Source organism: Brevibacillus formosus, from assembly GCF_003013405.1.
Classification (GTDB): Bacteria; Bacillota; Bacilli; order Brevibacillales; family Brevibacillaceae; genus Brevibacillus; species Brevibacillus formosus.
The window spans coordinates 83,367-101,646 of record NZ_PXZL01000018.1 but is presented as its reverse complement, the minus strand read 5'-3'; the positions used below and the strand labels follow the sequence as shown (position 1 = coordinate 101,646).

Sequence of the window (18,280 nt, the reverse complement as noted above, 5' to 3'; positions counted from 1 at the left end):
CGAACGAGGAGGTCAACTATTATGCTAATTGCAGAAAATGTACGGAAGGTATACCAGGTGAAGGAGAAAAAAGGATGGCTTCGCCAGCAATGGACAGAGGTCGAGGCAGTCGCTGATCTGTCCTTTCGCATGGTACCCGGCAAAATTATTGGATTGTTAGGCATTAATGGTGCAGGCAAAACAACAACGATCAAAATGTGCTCCACACTGCTTACCCCGACCAGCGGCACGATCACGGTAGACGGATATGACGCGGTAAAAGACGATCGGTTCGTCAAAGCTAAGGTCAACATGATCGCAGGGGGCGAGCGCATGCTGTACTGGCGGCTGACAGGGCGGGAAAACCTGCAATATTTCGGCAGTCTGTACGGTTTGCAAGGGCAGGCCTTGCGCAATCGAATCGATTCGTTGCTCTTGCAGGTTGGCCTGTATGAGGCTGCCAACACGCCTGTCGAGCGTTATTCCAAAGGCATGAAGCAACGACTGCAAATCGCCCGCGGCCTGATCAATGACCCGCGTTACCTGTTCCTTGACGAACCGACTCTCGGTTTGGACGCCCCTATCGCCCGGCAGCTTCGCAAGCATGTGAGTGAGCTCGCTTCTCAGCATGGAAAAGCCATTCTGTTGACCAGCCACTACATTCATGAGGTAGAAGAGCTTTGCGACGAGGTATACATCATCGATAAAGGAAGGCTCGTGGCGCATGATACACCGGAGCACCTGACCAAATCGCTCCACCTGGATACAGCCTTGCAGGTAGTGATCCCCTCTCTTTCCGACTCGCTCGATTACGATCTGCGCCAGCTGGCTCAAGATTACGGCGGCTCGCGTGAAATCGCAGAAACAGATGAGCAGACCTGGGAAGTGACATTACGGGGAAAAACGGATATGACGACTCCGCTGCTTTCCCTCTTGGCTGCTCACCAGTCCCCTGTCTTGCGTCTCTCTACCCAACAGCCATCACTGGAGGACGTCATCCTGCACATGGCAGATCGGAGGGGCGCATGAAGCAGCTAGGCAGCCTGCTTTGGGCGGAAATCATCAAGGAACATCGCCATTCGTTTCACAGCAAAATGATCTACTTCTCGCTCTTGGTCTGGCCCGTCATCAATTTCGTCACCGCGTATTATTCGTTTGCCCCGTTCCGGATGGGAGGTGATTCCCCTCTTGCCCGGTTCATCAGCTACGAGCAGCTGCCGCTGTACCTGTTGACTGGTTATTTAGGCTATATCTTTTATTGGTGCCTAGTGCAGTCATCCTGGCAAATGAGCTTTGAACGGCAAGCAGGAACCATGGAAATGATCTTCATCAGCCCGGTCAACCGGCTCGCTTTTCTGTATGGGCGTTCGCTTTCCTCGTTGATCGAGGGGGTCTGGCTGTTCTTTTGCTTTGTCCTGTTAGCCTTGTTTTTTGTGGATGGCATTCGGCTGAGCGGCTGGTGGGCGCCTCCACTTGCCTTCCTCATTTTGCTGGTATCGGCCATCGTCTGGGGCGGCTTTCTCTGTGTGCTCTTTCTGTTTTCACGCGACGCAAGCTTTCTGTACACCGTTTTGGATGAGCCGATGCTGATCTTTTCCGGTGTCCGTCTGCCCCCGATGGCCTTTCCGGTTTGGGCCAAGGTCATTTCCTTTTGCTTTCCCCTGACCTACGCGCTTCAGTTGATTCGCGAGCTGCTGATGGAGAGAGCGTCGTTGCAAACCATGCTGCCGAGTATGGGACTTCTCGCCGCTGTTCTGCTGGTGCTCGTGACAGCGACTGTCGTGTTGTTGAGGCAAGCGGAGAAGCATATGAAAAAGACCGGGAACATGGTGATGTATTAAGTACGGTTGAAATAGGAGAGAGTTCCTCGGGATGCGAAATCGGCAAAACATTTGACAAAGTCAGGGCCCCATTTCATTGGAGACCCAATGTGATATCAGAAAACCCACGTCCAGTCACATATGGGCCCTCGCCTCTTTGATGACTTCATAAAGCGTTTGCTGATGCAGCCGGTCACCGTGGACATCGACTAGAAACAGCTTTTGGAGTACCCAGCTCTCCACGGAGGCAAACAAATCATATAGCGCAGCTTTTACAGTCTCAAGTCGGCAGTAAACGAGTCTGGATATGCGTACCCACGTCATTTCGGCCATCGAATGAGAAAAAATCGTCGTACTCATCGCTTTCCCTCTCTTCTTATTCATCCTAGGAAGCATATTATATTGGGTTTAAGCGAAAAGAGTAGACTGTCATTTTTTACCTATCAGCGGTATAATAAAGGTAATCAAGCGACGAAATCCAAAAGCGCCCTTTCCTGACTGGAAAAGGCGTTTTCTCATACTTTTCGCGTAAGGAGTTGATCCCCATGACATCTAAGCGAAACCTTTTCCATATATTCCCGTCTTAAAAGTAAAATGATATATCGAATTGGTACGGGAATTTTAAATCCCCACTATAATACTGTTCAGTTGGAGGTCTTTATGAGACGACTATTTATTAGTGTTGTTTGTATTGGACTATTATCCGGATGCGGAGTTGCCACTCAAGGTCAAGAAATACACCAGCAAAACACCCCGATTGTTGATTCCGAGGCTCCAAAAAAACATCCAGAAGTAAGCAAAATCATCATCCAGAGAGGAAAGGAAATATTTGTATCGGACAGTTCCCTTATTTGCGATGGGCTTCTTGAAAACTCGATGGATTTGTACACCGTTGCTTATCGGAGGGATGGCAAGCTGATAGGCACGAAAGATGAGAAGGAGCTACCTTTTTTACAAGAGAGCCAACCTTATCTCCAAGGAAGTCAAGATGAGGGAGAAAGCACGCAAGACCATACGTATATTCGATTGGTCAGAGAGCCTTTTATTCCAGAAGTTGGGGTCAACGAATTCCCGAGAAAGGACATCGTGCTTTTCTTAGAACCTACCGTTCCTAATGATGCCTTTGTTGGCGTTCAAAACCCACAAAAACTAAAAGAATGGAAAATTTATCAAGTGGAGGATTATGGGATATGGTTAAAAAAGCAAATTGATTTAAAACTCAATTTAAGTAAAGGCCTTTGAACGCTCCCTCCACTTAGACTATCACCTTGAAGTGGGGGATTCTTGGGTAATCTCTCGCAACCGAGAGAGGTTTACCAAGCTATCCCCGTAGCCCCTACGGTTATGACAAAACGAGTACATTGGACTCTAGTCTCTGAACTACTGCTTGATTTTCACTTTTCAGTCAGAGAGGGCGAATATGCTTAAACATTTTACGTGACAGGGCTTTCCCCGCCACAATCCCATATGTTCAGTTTTCAATGAAAATCTGTACGTAAGTCAAGCTATGCGAGACTTAGAAATGGGAGTCTTCTCGGCTAAATACGGTAAAAACAAGAAGCACCCGTTTTGAGGTGCTTCTTGCTTTTGGATAACAGGTTAGAGGCGCTTACGAACGGATTCCAGATAATCAATAACTTCATCGTAGTATTTGTCATGATTGGTACCGCCGTAACCTGCATCAGCAATATAACGTGCACATTTTTCTGACTTAGGATTATTTGTGCCCTTCAAGTAATCGATTAATTTGGAGTAACGCTTTCCTTGTAAGAAGTCTGCAAACGCTTCTCCGTGAGTTGAGCGGCCAGGAAAAACTGCCCACCCGTTTATCCCTTCACCGATATTCCCTTCAGGGTAGGTCGAGTCTACATACATCATATTCGACCAGTTCTGGTTCTCAACTTGTATATCCTTTTTTGACCATCCCGATTCTCCCCCCCACATAGCAAGGATTAATTCAACGGGCAAACCGTAGCAAGCGTCACGGGTCCTTCTTGCTACCCCTTCAAACGCATCAATAAAAGCACGGATTTTATCATCCCCTCTACTATTGGGATTGTATCCAACATGGGTGTCTACAATGCCATCGATCTTCACTCTTTTTGTAGGAATTGGTTCATACTTTGCCATTCTTCATTTCTCCTTTTTGATAGTTGATCAACGACTTTTTGACCGGTCAATGTCGCTTCATCTATCTAGGAAAAAAACAGAGGCAAATAGAAACCGTTTTTTCAAAAAAAGTTAAAAAAGTTTTCTCTACAACAAAAAAGAGGCCACCTTAGAATAGGTGACCTCCGTTTTTCCGTTATACCTGAAACCCACCAGCGCTACCATCTGATTCGTTGAAATCAACCAGAATGGTGTTTCCGTTATCTAACTTCAAATCTTTGTCGATGGCATATTGATATAAGTCGCGGTATTTGTAATCCTTGCCTTTACTCCATGCCTTACATTGCCAAAAATAGCTTATTCCCGGTACTTCGTCGTCGATATGCTTCACTACATAGTAGCTGCCATAACACCCGACTTTAAAAGCATCGCCATTCATCCGTTCGTACTTTTCCATCGCGGATTTAACCCCTCTGAAGTAGTCCTTAACTGCTTCAAGCTCTGATTTGGAATCAGCTTCAAAATCAACAGCAAAATAAATAGGGGTGTTGTACGGTTGACCCACTGACTCTGCTTGCTCAATAGCACTCTCGCAAGCATGCTTACCGTTTGCATAGGTAAATTCACCTTTGTCTCTACCACCATTTTGATACACCGCGACGATGTACAATCCGGCTTTTGAAATCAATTTTGCTTCTTCCCGGGTGAGCTTCTTCCAATTCGATTCTCCGTAGTAGCGGCCAATGTACGAATACCCTGCCCGTTTGATCGCTTCTAGGTTGCTCTTCGTTGAATTATTTTTTCCTGCGTAATCAATTCCTTTTGCCATGCCTGTTCTTCCTCCTTAGATTTTCGAATGAGCGACTAGTTGTCGCCTTCACCTATCTAGGAAAAAAAACAGGAAAAATAGAAACCACTTTTTCACACTATTTTTTTAGAAGCTGGAGAGCAGAAGCAATCTGTTCGACTTCCTTTTCAAATTGGTTAGAGTCATTACTTACAGCTACATAGGTGCTATTCAATTGAAAATATAGTTCTGCGACGGCAGCCTCAACATTGTCCTTATGATTCGAGAAGGAAATCCACTTTGCAGGAGTATCGTTATCGAGTTTGGTTTCTTGCTGTTGTATAACGGCACCCCCAAGTAAAACCTCTTGAGGGGATAAACTAATTTCTAATGTTTGATCACCTTGCTCATTTTCGAATCGGAGAGAAATCTGTTTTGTTTGCTCGCTACCGGAAATCTCCTGTAATGTTAAACCCTCTCTAACAAATAGCGGGACATAAATATTCTGTATACCAAATTTCTCTGCATCAGCCATTATTTTTGTTTTATTTTCTTCCGTCAATGTCAACGGTACAAAGCCTTGAGGCACTTCTTGCTTAACCATTTGTTGCTGTTGGGAAGCAGGCTCCTGTGATAGTTGACTTGGCTGTGAACATCCTGCAACTAAACCCACGAAACAAACAATCGAAAACATCAAGTTGTTTTTCACATTTAATCCCTCCCTCTAACTTCATGACAGTCTCGAGTATAAAGAAAAATAGTAATTTTTTCAATTTATGGTTGCTTTTTGCGCCCATTATTTACCTATGTATATGAGGGTTGAGAAATTTCAGGGAGAATTTTAAGGCTGTTTCAATTGGAAGTACAAATACATTATGGCAGGTGATTTTAGTGGAAGATGAAATGCTGAAAGAACGTTGTAGAAGAGTCCTTAAACGGATTGCTTGGAGGATGCAATACGCTGCTAAAACTCGATTTAATCAGGAAACCGCTATCATTGAGGAGGTATTTGGCGAAAACTTAATAGATGCCCTAGACTCGAGCATATACGTGCAGGAGCTACTCATGCAAATTCCCGAAAAACCCCGATTCATCATTAAGAGTATTGTGATCGACGGACTTACGGAAGAAGAGGTGGCCAAGCAGCTAAATATGACTCGACAAGGGGTACACAAATGCAAAAAGAAATACTTGAATGTATTGGCGCAAAAAATCAGTCATTCTCCATCATTTTGAGACGTGCGCAGTCGTGATAAGCAAGCCTTACTCAGCATCCTCGATTTTCTCCTTCCAGTTATGGAGTATCTCGCTTCTTTTATCAAACTGCCACGTGAAGAAAGCATAGATAAATGAAAATAGCCATGCTGGAGGTCTATCCGTCATGGCAAGATGCAAGCATGATATCAACAGAACTTTTTTATCGAATCGAATGAAACCAATCTTAAAGTAAGTGTCTCAGCACAATGAGCGCTTTCCTTACTCCACCGTTAACAGCTTCTCCACAAATCCCCCAATTTCCCGTTCCCGATCAATAAAATGAACCTCCAAAATCCAATCACGCGGCTGACCGTGCTGATCCGGTTCCCTCATCGGCTTGTGGTTGTCTGGGTGAATGTAGTTATCGATGTCATCCCCTTGAATTTTTTCATGTGGGAATTCGCCGATGAGATGTCCTGCGTGTGGACCACCGTACTCCCAGCCGTATGCTTTGGCGAGCTCGCACATGTAGGCAAACAGCTCGCTGCTTGTAATATCCGGCTTGGACAAAAAGTAAGCCTTGCCCTCGTCCCATGCTTTTTCAATATCGTCGCGCAGCTTTTGTTTTACCGGATCATTTCCCAGCACATACGTCCGCCCGAGATCAGCTTCCCAGTCCTCAAAAATGGGCCCGAAATCGAGAAAGACAATATCTTCGGGAGCGACAGTCAAATTCGGTGGATTTTCTCGGTATGGATACAGCGTGTTTCTGCCCGCTCGCACAATTCGCTTATGCCAATATTTTTTGATCCCGAACAATTGAAAGGCCAGCTCGTAAATCTCCTTGTTGATCTCTTTTTCCGTCACACCGCTGCGAATGATGCCCTTCTCTTCGATGGTGGCAAATAAAAACTCGGCTTTGGTCTCTGCTTCACGCAGTGCCTGATGTCTCTTCTCCACTAATGGATTCATCATTTAATGGCCTCCTTTTCCGTTTACGGAAGAGCTAACTCATACTTCTCGCCCAACTCTCGCAATTTTACGATAATAGACTGCTCTACATGATCATCCACGGTGATTTTTTCCTTCGCTAATGCAAGCAGCGGTTCATACTCGCCAATCAATACAGAATGATGCGCTTTTTCAAACAGCGGCAAGTCATTCATGTCGTTGCCAAAGCAGATGAACGGCTCCCCTGCCACATCGAACCGATTCAGGGCAGTCCATTTATTCACCCCCCGATACGTGAGGTCGAGAATGCCTTCTGCGGAATGATAATGCAGCGTAACGTCGAGTTCCTTGATTCTCGCCATCAATTCTTCATAACGGTCACACGATAAAATCAGGATTTTCAGCACGGCATTCAGTTGATCCACGTCCACGCGGCTGGCTGTCCGATTGGGATCGATATAGCTCAAAAAAGGATGTGTCGATACACAATTATGGGCGTAATTCCACGAGTCATCAATGAAATACTGCGCGCGATAATCCTCGAGAATGCTAATGATCTCATGCGCCAAACGATCCGGGATCGGCACGCAGCCCTGCAAGCTCCCTTGGTGATGTGTCATCGCTCCATTCGCGCCAATGAGGAGATGGTTGGCAAACCGCTCATCGAGTACAGGCAGCATGTCCCGACATGGTCTTGCGGAGGCAAAACCTACGGTATGTCCCGCCTGTTCGAGTGCAAGCAGGCTATCCAAAATATTCGTTGAGATCGGTTGACCCTTGAAGCAGATCGTCCCATCCAGATCAAAAATGAATTTCATTTTCCCACCCTTTCCATTCGCTGTTCTGTCCATCGTAATGGATAGCCATTCGAGGCTAAAGGGACAGATCGTTCAAGATGAGTGGGACAGAAAGCTGATCTGTTACTCGAACCAGGCGCTAGCCAACAAGCGAATGCCCTCCTGAATATCGTCTGGAGTCAATGCTCCGTACCCTAGCAATACCATCGGATACTCTCTTGTATCATGGAGCCAGTATCGGGCAGTTCCATAGACTTTTACACCCTTTTGATAGGCACGCTCCATCAGTTCGGCTTCCGTATACTTACTTTTTACGGTCAAAAACACATGCAGTCCCGTATCCTTCCCTTCCATTTCCACACGTCCGTCCATGTAACGAGCGATTGCCTGAAGAAACACCTCTCGTTTTTCCACGTAGTTTTTTCGCATGTGCTGCAAGTGCCTATGCCAATAACCATCGGACAAATACGCCGCTAGTGTCAACTGATCCAAGCAGGAAACAGGTTGGTCGTATTCAGGCACGCGCTGGTGAAAACGCGATAACAGCTCGTAAGGAAGGACGACGTAGCTGACGTTTACGAGCGGCAGCAATGCTTTGGAGAGCCGCCCAATGTAGACAACCTTTTGGGGAGACAGACTCTGGATCGAAGGGATGTAGCTCTCTTGATATTTGAACTCCCATTCGTAGTCATCCTCTACCAGATAAGAATGCGATAAGGACTCCGACCACACGATCAATTGGTTTCGTTTCCCCAGAGGCATCGTCATTTTGTTGATGAATTGCTGGGAAGGACTCACGTACATGATACTTGCCCCGCTTTGTCTCAGCTCTTCGATGGATACACCGTCTGCCTCCAAGGAAATGCCGTGTACGCGGTAGCCACCGTTGAGAAACGTATTTCTCGCACCATCATAGCCCGGATTTTCTACGCCAATCACATGCTTCTCTCTGTCCAGAAGCTGGACGACAATCGACACTAACTGTTGCGGGGTGGCTCCAATAATAATCTGCTCCGGAGTGGCGAGGACTCCTCTCGTTTCATGCAGCAATTTCGAGAGTTCCTTTCGCAAGATGTATTCGCCTTGAGCCAGCCCCTCCACCATATACGTGCGCTGATGTTTGGAAATGAGCTTGTTGCGCAGCTTATTCCACGGATGAAAAGGGAATGCCCCCAGCTCGATGTTGCCGTAGCGAAAATCATAGCGAATCGGCGGTATACGAGAGTCTTCTCGTACCGCTGTGTGCTGCCCGGAAGGAGTCCCTGCCTTGTACGTCACCTGATACCCTTTTTTCGGAATGCTAGTGACGTACCCTTCGGATACTAGTAGTTGATAAGCGACTTCCACGGTGTTTTTGCTGACAGCAAGCGATTGAGCACAGCTTCTTATCGAGGGGAGAAATTCTTCATACGCAATTTGGTTACGCAATATTTCCGCTTTGATAAAATGATAGATTTGGATGAACAATGGCTCTCCCTCTGTAAAACGAATGGCAGATAGCTCTCGCAACGAACAGGAACCCCCTTCCTTTTTTGTTTTAGTCTACCACATATTGTATTAAGCCTGAGTGAACAACAAAAGATCAGCTATCCGCCAGAAGGCTTTGTCTCTTTGCCCTACCGAACTGAAAGTAGAAGAAGACCAAAAGACACACATGCATCAGGGCCATCATCAGATAAATATTGCTGTAAATGAAGCCGCTCGTATAAGGATTCACCGGGTTCCAATTGGTAGTCGCGCCAAGATCGATCACCTTGCTATATACCGCAGACGCGATCCCCATGGAAATGAAGCTCAGCATCGAAAAGATTCCCATGCCTACTCCCGCCTGCTCCTTCGTCAACGTCCTCGAGATCGAGTTCGCCATCGAGATTTGCATAAAAGACTGCCCCACGTTGCCCAGGATCAGGAAGAGTGCAATGCCTAAAACCGCAGCGCTTGTAAAAGTAGACAGCAACCCAAAGCAGCCAATCAGTAAGCTAGACGCAACGAAATACAGAAAAGCATTCCCCCGCCTGTCCGCTAGCCTTCCTCCCACACGACCAAGCAATGCCGAAGCGATCGCCGCTGGAACCATCACAAAGCCGATCCAGCTCGTCGATAGCTGCTGCACCTGAGCCAAGAGCAGCGGACTGAGATAATAAAGCGATATCCCCATTCCATTTATGAGAAATGCCATCAGAATCCCGATTGTATACTGCTTGTTGGCAAATACCTTCGGCTGGACAAACGGATCAGCTACCGAACGAATTCGTACGACGAAGAGGAGCAACGTAACCAAACTCGCCAATGCAAACCACCACGATCCATTCGTTACTCCCAAAAGCAGTGACGTCACGCTGATCGCAAGTAAGGAGCCACCCACCCAATCAAACTTCCCACCAGACCCGATCTCCTCATCCTCCAAATATTTGCGGTAGAACGGCAGCGTTAGCAAGATCAGGAGCGGTATGGAAAACAGCCAGCGCCAATGGGCAAAGCTGACGATTAACGCCGCGACCACAGGACCGAGTGCACCGCCAAGAGCCAACCCTACTGCCGTTCTTCCTAAAACTGAACCCCTGCGCTCAGGCGGGAAGTATCGCAAAGGAATGAGCATCGCAGTAGCCGGAATGACAGCCGCCCCTACTGCCTGCAAGCACCTTCCGAAAAGGGCCATCGAAAAGGAATCGGAGACCAACCCGAAAAACGAGCCAGCCGTAAACACCAAGAGTCCAAACGTCAGCAAATTCTTGAGCTTGTATCGATCCGCCAGCTTGCCATACGTCACGGTTCCGATCGCGTATAACAATCCATATGCGGTCGATAGCCAGCTCACCTGCGCTATGCTCAAACCAAACTCCTTGCTAATTTCGGGGAGTGCAATGTTAAACACCAAAGCACTCATGGAGGATATGACCAAGGTAAACATCAAGATTCGGATTAGTATTTCACTGTTTTGCTGCGTTTTTGTCGCTTCCATGCCGTATCTTCCCCTTCACTTTGTTATTCGTGTTTTGACTGTCAGTACTGACTGACATAGAAGTGATAAAAAAACTAGGGAGTCAAACCCCTAGCGAAAACCTCTACACTCTCTTTGATAAATGCATCTAGGGATATCCCTGAAAAATTGCTAGTGCCATCCAGATCGTTCAAAAACGCCCCGAAATTCATAACCATAAAGGCAGTCGCCTGTGCCTCCGGGTTTGTTTGGATCATCTTGCCCTTTTTGCCCATCTCTTTGAAGTAATCTGTAAAAAGTACCATCAACTGTCGCGGGTGCTTTTGTGTCCGCTCGCGGAATCCGGGTAAATGGGCCTCATCCTTAATGCTAATCAAAATCATTTTCCGATTGCGGTTCATCATTTCGTGATACGTTCGGCTGATTAAAAGCAAATCCTCGCGCAAATCCCACGTAAGCTTCTCCGCGAAAAGCTTTGTCAGTTCTTCCGTGTAATGAAAACGGTCAAAGGCGCTCTCCAGCAAATTCCGCTTGCTGCCGAAGTGACGAAACAACGTCTTCTCGCTCAATCCTGCCGCAGTGGCAATTTCTTGCGTGGTTACGCCGTTGTAGCCTCTTTCCGCGATGAGATCGATTGCGGCTATCATCAATTTTTCGCTGCTTGTAAGACTTTTGCTGCTGCTCATTGCTATCCTCATTCCCGGAAGTGATTGTCAGTACTGACTGACATTCATCTTAAACCGACTGTAAATAAGTGTCAAGGGCTCACCATAGAAAAGGGCTTTCCCCGACCCATTCAGTCGAAAGGAAAGCCCATCGCTCTTTTACCAGATTAAAACGCTCTTGAATATTGCTTCGGTGGCTGCAGCTCATCCGCCGACAGCTCATGAATTGCATGCAGTGCCCAATAAGGATCACGCAGCATACCACGCCCGACTGCTACCAAATCCGTATCACCATTGCCAATGGATGCTTCCGCCACTTTTGGATCATCGAGGTTGCCGACTGCAATAACCGGGACATCCAGTGCCTGCTTGATCGCTCGTGCCAATGGTACTTGATAGCCAGGATGAACACCTGGACGTCCTGCTGAACCAATCGGTCCTTCCCCGCCGCTGGAAATATGGAAAATATCCACACCTGCTTCCTTGTAACGGCGGCACAGCTCCGTGCTGTAATCCAGCCCATATCCACCATCCACGTACTCTACAGCTGAGACGCGCATGATCAGCGGCATGTCAGCTGGCATGACTTCTTTGATCGCCTGAATAATTTCCACGCCAAACAGCGCTTTATCCCGCCCGTACTCATCGTCTCGCTGATTCGTCAAAGGGGAGTGGAACTGGTGAATCAAGTATCCGTGTGCACCATGGATTTCAATGGTATCAAACCCTGCTTCCACCGCACGTCTCGCTGAGTCCTGGAACTTGACGACCATTTGCTTGACCTCTTCTGTCGTCAACGCCCGTGGCGTTTTGTATCGCGCCCCTGGGAAAGCAATCGCGGATGCGGATACAGGCACTTCTGCGTCTTCCGCTTTGCGGCCCGCATGAGCAATCTGTATGCCGATTTTGGCCCCATACTTATGAACCTCGGAGACGATCCGCGCATACGCCGGAATCTGTTCGTCAGACCACAAGCCCAAATCACCGTTGGAAATTCTGCCATCTGGCTCGACATCGGTCATTTCCACGATGATCAGACCGGTTCCGCCTACTGCACGAGAAACATAATGAACAAAATGCCAATCCGTTGGTGTTCCATCGTGTGCATCCACAGAGTACTGGCACATCGGCGGCATGACAATCCGATTTTTCAAGCTAAGTCCTTTAAACTGAAACGGGGTAGACAACAACGCCATTTGATCCACTCCTTACTTTTTTTTATTATCATGCCAAAAGTAAGCATCTTCTGCAATCCCAAGTTGCACTTTTGTCCAGCTGCTGTGGTGGGGAGGAAACAGGAGAAAACGCTCAGCTTCTTGTCCCACCCGCTGAGGGATTCACTGCCCGCCTCCATGCAAAAAGCGAAACCGCGTCCAAAGTAGTTCTTTCAGGATGTTTTTCAGAGGTGGACGCTTAAGTGCGTGTTTCGCTTTTTGCATTCCGTCTTGGTCGGTGTACCAAAGATCTTCGCTTTTTTCTCCTGTTTCCTCTACGAGCTTTCCGTGCTTAAACGGGTTTTTAAAGACTTAAAGATTGAAGAACATCATCAGTTACGCCAGAGAAGAATATTTCCAGACGTAGCGACTTGTGGAGTCCNNGGACAGTCTCAGCCCTCAGCGGGACGAAGCCTGGAGCCTAGACTGGAAATATTCTTCTCTTCACCACAGCGATATTCTATGTAAAAAAGCCATCCGCATAACGGATAGCTTTTATAATTTACGTCTTTATTATTCTGGCATCGTGCCAATGTAATTGGATTGCGGGCGAATAATGCGGTTTTTGCCTGCCTGCTCCAGAATGTGCGCACTCCAACCGACCACACGGCTCACGGCAAATGTCGGCGTAAACAAATTGTCGTCCAAACCAACTGCGCGCATGACAGCTGCTGCAAAAAACTCCACGTTTGTATTCAGCTTGCGGCCTGGTTTGTACTCTTCCAGCAGCTGCAAGCCTACTTTTTCTACATGTGTCGCCAGATCGAACCACGGATCGTTGGACGACAGCTCGGATGCAACGACGCGCAGAGCAGTTGCACGCGGATCAATCGTTTTATAGACACGGTGTCCGAAGCCCATCAAACGTCCGCCGCTCTCCAGCTTGTTGCGCAACCACGGCTCTGCATTTTCCTTCGTGCCGATCGCCTCGATCATCTCCGTCACTTCAGATGGTGCTCCACCATGCAATGGCCCTTTGAGGGTTCCGATTGCTGCCGTAATGGAAGAAATCAGATCGGATTCAGTTGAGCTGACGACACGACCGGAGAATGTGGATGCATTCATGCCATGCTCCTGCGTCAAAATCAGGTACGCATCCAGTGCACGTACGTGTGCCGCTTTCGGCTTTTCGCCCTTGAGCATATACAGATAGTTCGCTGTATGATCCAGCTCCGGATTTGGTGCCAGAGGCTCGCGGCCCTCCAGACAAGCGAAGCGATACGCAACGATTGTGGGCATCTTGGCAGCCAGCGCAATCACCTCATCGATGGTTGGCGGGAAGCCGTGCGAGGAACTGCCCAGCGCCGAAACACCTGTACGCAGGACACTCATCATATCTACATCTGCCGGGATCAGCTTCAGGATTCCTTTTACGTGCTCCGGCAGCTCACGGTTTGCTTTGAGCTTATCTTTTAAATCCGTCAACTCCTGCTCGCTTGGCAAATGTCCGAACCAGAGCAGGTGTGCCACTTCCTCAAATGTGTGGTGAATAGCCAAATCACGCGCCCAATGACCGCGGTACACCAGCAGTCCATTAATCCCATCCACCAAACTAAGGTCTGTTTCTGCTACGGCGATACCATCCAAGCCGATAGCCAAAGGATGTTGTTTTGTCATGAACACCACTCCATTTTCATCTCTTTTCTCTTCAGTATATCGATTCATAATCGTGAAGGGAAATAGAAGAAAAACGGGGTTTTGATCACATTTTACAATCAGTTAGCAGGAGCTGGAACTGCCTTCTTTTTACGTCCGTACGTCAGGAAGCGCCACAGCTTTTCCATCGGCCCTCGATTAAATCGCTTCAGCCACAGCCAGCTTGCGAGTAATTGAAACGCATAGATCGGCAGCGCGAGCAAAAACCAAGAAGAGAGCGGCATGGCTGTAATACTGAACAAAGGAATCAAAATGGTCATGATGACTGTCTGACCCAAATAAGTCGATAACCCCATTTGTCCCGTGTAGGCAAATGGCTGGAGAACTTTCCGTACAGGCTCACGATCCAGCAACAGAAACAAGCTGGCTATAAAGCACAGCGCCATAGGCAGCGTACTCAGATCAACCAGTATTTTATTCACCTGTTCAAGCTTTGAACCAAAGACGACACCGCTAGCCCACACAATCCCTGCTGCGATCGGAAGACTGATTGCCAAAGTAGTTACAGCGATTCGTTTCAACAATGATTTATGCTCGCGAATTTGAGCAATCAAACCGCGTTTTCCCGCATACAAACCAAACAGGAACATCACAAAGATCGGTATCAATGTCGTCTGGAGTGATGCTACAAATGGATAGACTTCTTGACCATTGAGCGTCTGTACAAGTGCCACGCCTTGAGTGAGCATGTACACTCCTCCCAGACTGGCTGCCCATGCTAGAATCGTAGAAGACTTTCTTCGATAAAATGGCATCAGTAAAAAGCCGAGAAGCGCGTACACTGTCAAAATATCGCCAAACCAAATAACAACGTGAATGACACCAATAGCAAACATCGCGAACAACCGTCTGCTGAAGAGGCGAAATACTTTTTGTCCACGCTGTTCAGCCCGTGACATAAAAATGTAAAAACCCAAGCCAAACAGAAACGAAAAGATCCCGAAAAATTTCGTCTGAATGAATAAATCATAGCTCAAGCGAATCCACGCATCGATCCCCGCCTCTATTGGCATAGGAACGTCTTCTGAATACATGATAAAGCCTGGCAAGTTCACCAGCAAAATCCCGAACAATGCCAATCCCCTTACAATATCAATAGAATAAATCCGATCCTTCTGTGTGATTGGTTCAGCCTGCATATTCGTCATTCCCTCCTGCTGTCTTTAAGCAGGGTTCAGTTTAGCATACATATACTCATCAAAACTATCGATTCACCTTACCTCTACCTTACAGGCTTGTTATTTTCTATGTCCGTCCCCCGGCAGAACAAGCGGCATCGGTGGATACAAGGAATGCAAGATTTCCATAAAATGCTGCGCTGGCTCGCTTATCCCTGCTTTGGGTACCAGCAAATAAGAAGCGACCTTCGGTAACACGAGGCCAGGTGTGGGCAGTTCAATAAAGCGGTTTTCAAACAAATCCCGATCGACAGCCGTCCGAGGCAAAAAAGAAACGCCCAACCCATCCTCGATGAATCGCTTTGTAATGTCTACCTGCGAAACAGCCATCGTACGCAAGGAAAGCCCCCTCTGACGCAAAAGCAACAGCAACTCATCCCAGTAGCCCGGGTGATTATGGGTCAGCAGACGATTCGATTGCACCTCTTGCTCCCAATCAGGCAAGGGCGCCTCCATATCTCCGCCGCTGTGAGGAACTGCAAAAACAATAGGATCTTCGTACAAAAGATAAGTAGACAACTGGAATTCTCCCGGCACCATCCGGGTTAAGCCCAGATCAGCCTGTCCATTTTGAACCAGCGGGCCAATTTCCACGGAGTCAACAATTTTAATCGAGATATCTACATCGGGATAGAGCTTGGTGTAACGGTGCAGCAAATGGGAAAAACGGGCACGGGCGATAATCGGGGAAACAGCCAGTTGAAGCTTTTCCCGATATCCTTGTCTCCAAGCCTGCAAGTCCTCCATACTGTTATGCCACTGTTGGAGGAGTCCTTTTGCATGTGGCAAGTAGCGTTTGCCCGCAGCCGTTAACCGAACGCGCTTGCCGACCCGTTCAAACAGCTTGATCCCCAATTCCTTTTCCAATTGTCGTATATGCTGGCTGACAGTAGGCTGCGCAATGAACAACGCTTCTGCTGTCTGGTGAAAATTTTCTGTCGTGGCCGCCACCATAAACGTTTGCAGCACGCGAAAATCCACATGATCTCCCCCCTGCTGTCGCTTTTTCTTTGTTCTATATGCATACAAAAGGAGGAAGAATGCAACTTTTTGGGTCTTTCTTCCTCATTTTTGAAGAAATTTACTGGAAACCGTTCCCCTTCTTACTCCTTATGGTACAATACAAAATCGAGTGCGCAAAATCATTGCGCACATTGGATTCAGCGAAGAGAGAGAGCAAAAGGGGAGAGAAAAGATGGAAACTGCAACAAACGTGAACCCACCGCGCAAGAGCAAGAAAAAAGCATGGCTGATCGCGGGGGCAGCGGCTGTCGTTGTGCTGGGTGGTTTAGGAACCGCTTATGCCAAGTACGATTTGTTTAAGAGTGCAAAAACGATTTACCTGCAAGCGGAAGCGGAGAGCATGATGAAGTTTTCCAGCGACGCATCCAAAGCTTACGGGGAATACCAAGACTACATGAAGCCGTACCTGGAAAAACCAGTTCACTCCACCACTGAGTTGAGTGAAATTGCCCTAGACGCAACTATCCCAGACCCGCAAGCACAAAAAATTCTCGACATGCTGGGCAAAGCGAAGTTCGTGATGCAAAGCAACATCGATGAACAGAAAAATCAACAATCGGGGAACCTGGAAGTTCACCTGCAAGATAAAAAGCTGGCAACTCTTGAGTACTTCATGAATGATTCTGTTATGGGCTTCAAGCTGCCAGAGTTTTACTCTAAATACGCTTATATGGACCTGAAAGATCGCGATGCACTTAAGGAAAAGCTGGGCGGCGAGGAACTGCCGAAGCGCTTCGTGAGCTATAGCGATTTAAATGAAGCGATCAATTTTAACCAAGATGAACTCAAAGCGGTCATGACTCCGTATGCCTTGCTGTATGCTGACAGCATCAAAGACAGCCAGGTAAGCATCAAAAAAGACGTTTCTTTCTCTGAAGAAGGACTCAAGGCTGATGCACGAGAGATCACCGTTACTTTCAGCGATCAAGAAGGCGCGGCTCTGGCGAAGCAAATTGCAGAAAAAGCAAAAGCAGACCAGAAGCTGTTTGACCTGATTTACAGCCGCTACCACAATGTAGCTACCCTGATGCTCGACAGCGGCTACAAAGTAGAAGAAATCAGCAAAGAAGAATTCAAGAAAAATTACGAGCAAGCCTTCGATGATATCATCAAGGATACAGAAGATACTGACGCCAAATCAACTGATCAATTGAGAATGGTCGTGCTCGTGGATGGCGATCATCAAATCTTGTCCCGCAAGCTCTTGCTCGATGAGAAAGAGCAAAAAGATCAACTGGTCTACAGCAGTGTTTCTTACGATAAAGGCGCTGAAACGTACTACCGTTACTCCCTGCACAACCTGTCTGATCAGCAAAGTGGCGAAATGTCCTTCACCTACAGAGCGACAGAAGAAAAAGACAAGACAAAGGGCAAGTTCAGCATCCTGATGAAAGAGACCGACCAGCCAATTCTGGACCTCTCGACTACTTTCGAGACAACCAAGCAAGACAAGAAAACAACCGGAAACTATGACTTTGCACTCGTAGTGGCAGACGAATTCTCCTCCGACCCTGTTGCTCTAACCGGTAATGTTACCGTAAACGAGACGAAGACGGACAATGGTGTAGATTCTGATGGCACGGTAAAAGTGAACTTCTCGAACCCTACTCCAGATATGCCAAAAGGCTTTAGCTTCAAGCTGAAGTCCAAAGCAGAATTCGGCAAAGCACTGGAAATTCCAGCTATGACTGCTGACAACTCCATCAATTTTGCTAAGGCAACTGACCAACAAATGATGGAAGCGCAACAAGAAGTCATGCAAAACGCAGACAAATTCATGAATGAAAACGCTGAGCTCGTGCAACAGTTCATGATGCCTTAATTGTTTCGCGATAAGAAAAATCTGCTTATAATAGCTACTAGCAAGCTGGCATCGCTCTAAACCGATGTCAGCTTTTTTATTAAATCACGATTTGCTCTAAATATTCCGATTATATTCAATAGAGAGACCTCCTGAGGGAGG

General features: G+C 47.3%; 18 protein-coding genes. 5 read left to right on the top strand and 13 right to left on the bottom strand.

Going from position 1 to position 18,280, the window contains the following annotated elements; all coding sequences use genetic code 11:
- The first annotated feature begins 21 nt into the window (after nucleotides 1–21).
- Nucleotides 22–1,008: an ABC transporter ATP-binding protein gene (locus C7R91_RS17465; RefSeq protein WP_047073923.1), complete on the top strand. Its 987-nt coding sequence runs from the start codon at nucleotides 22–24 to the stop codon at nucleotides 1,006–1,008.
- Entirely contained in the window at nucleotides 1,005–1,820 is an 816-nt protein-coding gene (locus C7R91_RS17460) for an ABC transporter permease (protein WP_047073921.1), read from the top strand. The genes C7R91_RS17465 and C7R91_RS17460 overlap by 4 nt, the downstream gene beginning before the upstream one ends.
- A gap of 114 nt (nucleotides 1,821–1,934) precedes the next feature.
- On the opposite strand, the gene C7R91_RS17455 is transcribed toward C7R91_RS17460, so the two are convergent.
- The gene (locus C7R91_RS17455; RefSeq protein WP_047073919.1) at nucleotides 1,935–2,159 is read right to left on the bottom strand and encodes a hypothetical protein; all 225 of its coding nucleotides are present in this window, start codon (nucleotides 2,157–2,159) and stop codon (nucleotides 1,935–1,937) included.
- Nucleotides 2,160–2,459: 300 nt separating this feature from the next.
- Between C7R91_RS17455 and C7R91_RS17450 the strand changes: the two genes are divergently transcribed.
- A complete protein-coding gene (locus tag C7R91_RS17450; protein WP_047073917.1) occupies nucleotides 2,460–3,041 on the top strand; it encodes a hypothetical protein in 582 nt (193 codons plus the stop codon).
- A 357-nt stretch (nucleotides 3,042–3,398) separates the two neighbouring features.
- Here the strand turns inward: C7R91_RS17450 and C7R91_RS17445 are convergent, their stop codons facing one another.
- The 3 genes from C7R91_RS17445 to C7R91_RS17435 form a co-directional block, all read right to left on the bottom strand.
- Nucleotides 3,399–3,929 (bottom strand): glucosaminidase domain-containing protein, encoded by a 531-nt coding sequence (locus C7R91_RS17445; RefSeq protein ID WP_047073916.1) that lies wholly within the window; start codon nucleotides 3,927–3,929, stop codon nucleotides 3,399–3,401.
- Between the two features lie 175 nt (nucleotides 3,930–4,104).
- On the bottom strand, nucleotides 4,105–4,737 hold the full coding sequence (locus C7R91_RS17440) for a DUF1906 domain-containing protein (protein ID WP_047073914.1): 633 nt from the start codon (nucleotides 4,735–4,737) through the stop codon (nucleotides 4,105–4,107).
- Nucleotides 4,738–4,834: 97 nt separating this feature from the next.
- A complete protein-coding gene (locus C7R91_RS17435; RefSeq protein ID WP_047073912.1) occupies nucleotides 4,835–5,404 on the bottom strand; it encodes a hypothetical protein in 570 nt (189 codons plus the stop codon).
- Nucleotides 5,405–5,586: 182 nt separating this feature from the next.
- On the opposite strand from C7R91_RS17435, the gene C7R91_RS17430 reads away from it, so the two are divergent.
- Complete coding sequence (locus tag C7R91_RS17430; RefSeq protein ID WP_052773443.1) at nucleotides 5,587–5,931, top strand: RNA polymerase subunit sigma-24; 345 nt, start codon at nucleotides 5,587–5,589, stop codon at nucleotides 5,929–5,931.
- Nucleotides 5,932–6,171: 240 nt separating this feature from the next.
- Here C7R91_RS17430 and C7R91_RS17425 read toward each other — a convergent pair whose 3' ends face one another.
- From C7R91_RS17425 to C7R91_RS17380, 9 genes are all read right to left on the bottom strand, one after another.
- The gene (locus C7R91_RS17425) at nucleotides 6,172–6,867 is read right to left on the bottom strand and encodes a M24 family metallopeptidase (RefSeq protein ID WP_083995220.1); all 696 of its coding nucleotides are present in this window, start codon (nucleotides 6,865–6,867) and stop codon (nucleotides 6,172–6,174) included.
- 20 nt (nucleotides 6,868–6,887) lie between these two features.
- Nucleotides 6,888–7,661 carry an HAD-IIB family hydrolase gene (locus C7R91_RS17420; protein WP_047073910.1) on the bottom strand — a complete coding sequence of 258 codons (774 nt, stop codon included), beginning with the start codon at nucleotides 7,659–7,661 and terminating at the stop codon, nucleotides 6,888–6,890.
- A gap of 102 nt (nucleotides 7,662–7,763) precedes the next feature.
- Entirely contained in the window at nucleotides 7,764–9,149 is a 1,386-nt protein-coding gene (gene pdxR / locus C7R91_RS17415) for a MocR-like pyridoxine biosynthesis transcription factor PdxR (RefSeq protein WP_047073908.1), read from the bottom strand.
- A gap of 73 nt (nucleotides 9,150–9,222) precedes the next feature.
- Nucleotides 9,223–10,602, bottom strand: a complete 1,380-nt coding sequence (locus tag C7R91_RS17410; protein ID WP_047073907.1) for an MFS transporter — start codon at nucleotides 10,600–10,602, stop codon at nucleotides 9,223–9,225.
- A gap of 74 nt (nucleotides 10,603–10,676) precedes the next feature.
- Nucleotides 10,677–11,267 carry a TetR/AcrR family transcriptional regulator gene (locus tag C7R91_RS17405; protein ID WP_236697971.1) on the bottom strand — a complete coding sequence of 197 codons (591 nt, stop codon included), beginning with the start codon at nucleotides 11,265–11,267 and terminating at the stop codon, nucleotides 10,677–10,679.
- Between the two features lie 146 nt (nucleotides 11,268–11,413).
- Nucleotides 11,414–12,442 (bottom strand): NADH:flavin oxidoreductase/NADH oxidase, encoded by a 1,029-nt coding sequence (locus tag C7R91_RS17400; protein ID WP_047073902.1) that lies wholly within the window; start codon nucleotides 12,440–12,442, stop codon nucleotides 11,414–11,416.
- A 531-nt stretch (nucleotides 12,443–12,973) separates the two neighbouring features.
- Nucleotides 12,974–14,077 carry a citrate synthase/methylcitrate synthase gene (locus C7R91_RS17390; protein WP_047073898.1) on the bottom strand — a complete coding sequence of 368 codons (1,104 nt, stop codon included), beginning with the start codon at nucleotides 14,075–14,077 and terminating at the stop codon, nucleotides 12,974–12,976.
- A gap of 98 nt (nucleotides 14,078–14,175) precedes the next feature.
- Complete coding sequence (locus C7R91_RS17385) at nucleotides 14,176–15,264, bottom strand: DUF418 domain-containing protein (RefSeq protein ID WP_236697970.1); 1,089 nt, start codon at nucleotides 15,262–15,264, stop codon at nucleotides 14,176–14,178.
- Nucleotides 15,265–15,354: 90 nt separating this feature from the next.
- A complete protein-coding gene (locus C7R91_RS17380) occupies nucleotides 15,355–16,275 on the bottom strand; it encodes a LysR family transcriptional regulator (protein WP_047073895.1) in 921 nt (306 codons plus the stop codon).
- 214 nt (nucleotides 16,276–16,489) lie between these two features.
- Between C7R91_RS17380 and C7R91_RS17375 the strand changes: the two genes are divergently transcribed.
- On the top strand, nucleotides 16,490–18,139 hold the full coding sequence (locus tag C7R91_RS17375; protein WP_047073893.1) for a DUF6583 family protein: 1,650 nt from the start codon (nucleotides 16,490–16,492) through the stop codon (nucleotides 18,137–18,139).
- Nucleotides 18,140–18,280: the final 141 nt, after the last annotated feature.

Excerpts from the sequence above, each read along its gene's own strand:
- C7R91_RS17410 (WP_047073907.1), bottom strand. The coding sequence starts at position 10,602 with ATGGAAGCGACAAAAACGCAGCAAAACAGTGAAATACTAATCCGAATC.
- C7R91_RS17385 (WP_236697970.1), bottom strand. The coding sequence starts at position 15,264 with ATGACGAATATGCAGGCTGAACCAATCACACAGAAGGATCGGATTTAT.
- C7R91_RS17440 (WP_047073914.1), bottom strand. The coding sequence starts at position 4,737 with ATGGCAAAAGGAATTGATTACGCAGGAAAAAATAATTCAACGAAGAGC.
- C7R91_RS17445 (WP_047073916.1), bottom strand. The coding sequence starts at position 3,929 with ATGGCAAAGTATGAACCAATTCCTACAAAAAGAGTGAAGATCGATGGC.
- C7R91_RS17455 (WP_047073919.1), bottom strand. The coding sequence starts at position 2,159 with ATGAGTACGACGATTTTTTCTCATTCGATGGCCGAAATGACGTGGGTA.
- C7R91_RS17425 (WP_083995220.1), bottom strand. The coding sequence starts at position 6,867 with ATGATGAATCCATTAGTGGAGAAGAGACATCAGGCACTGCGTGAAGCA.
- C7R91_RS17390 (WP_047073898.1), bottom strand. The coding sequence starts at position 14,077 with ATGACAAAACAACATCCTTTGGCTATCGGCTTGGATGGTATCGCCGTA.
- C7R91_RS17465 (WP_047073923.1), top strand. The coding sequence starts at position 22 with ATGCTAATTGCAGAAAATGTACGGAAGGTATACCAGGTGAAGGAGAAA.
- C7R91_RS17405 (WP_236697971.1), bottom strand. The coding sequence starts at position 11,267 with ATGAGCAGCAGCAAAAGTCTTACAAGCAGCGAAAAATTGATGATAGCC.
- C7R91_RS17400 (WP_047073902.1), bottom strand. The coding sequence starts at position 12,442 with ATGGCGTTGTTGTCTACCCCGTTTCAGTTTAAAGGACTTAGCTTGAAA.
- C7R91_RS17450 (WP_047073917.1), top strand. The coding sequence starts at position 2,460 with ATGAGACGACTATTTATTAGTGTTGTTTGTATTGGACTATTATCCGGA.
- C7R91_RS17375 (WP_047073893.1), top strand. The coding sequence starts at position 16,490 with ATGGAAACTGCAACAAACGTGAACCCACCGCGCAAGAGCAAGAAAAAA.
- C7R91_RS17420 (WP_047073910.1), bottom strand. The coding sequence starts at position 7,661 with ATGAAATTCATTTTTGATCTGGATGGGACGATCTGCTTCAAGGGTCAA.
- C7R91_RS17460 (WP_047073921.1), top strand. The coding sequence starts at position 1,005 with ATGAAGCAGCTAGGCAGCCTGCTTTGGGCGGAAATCATCAAGGAACAT.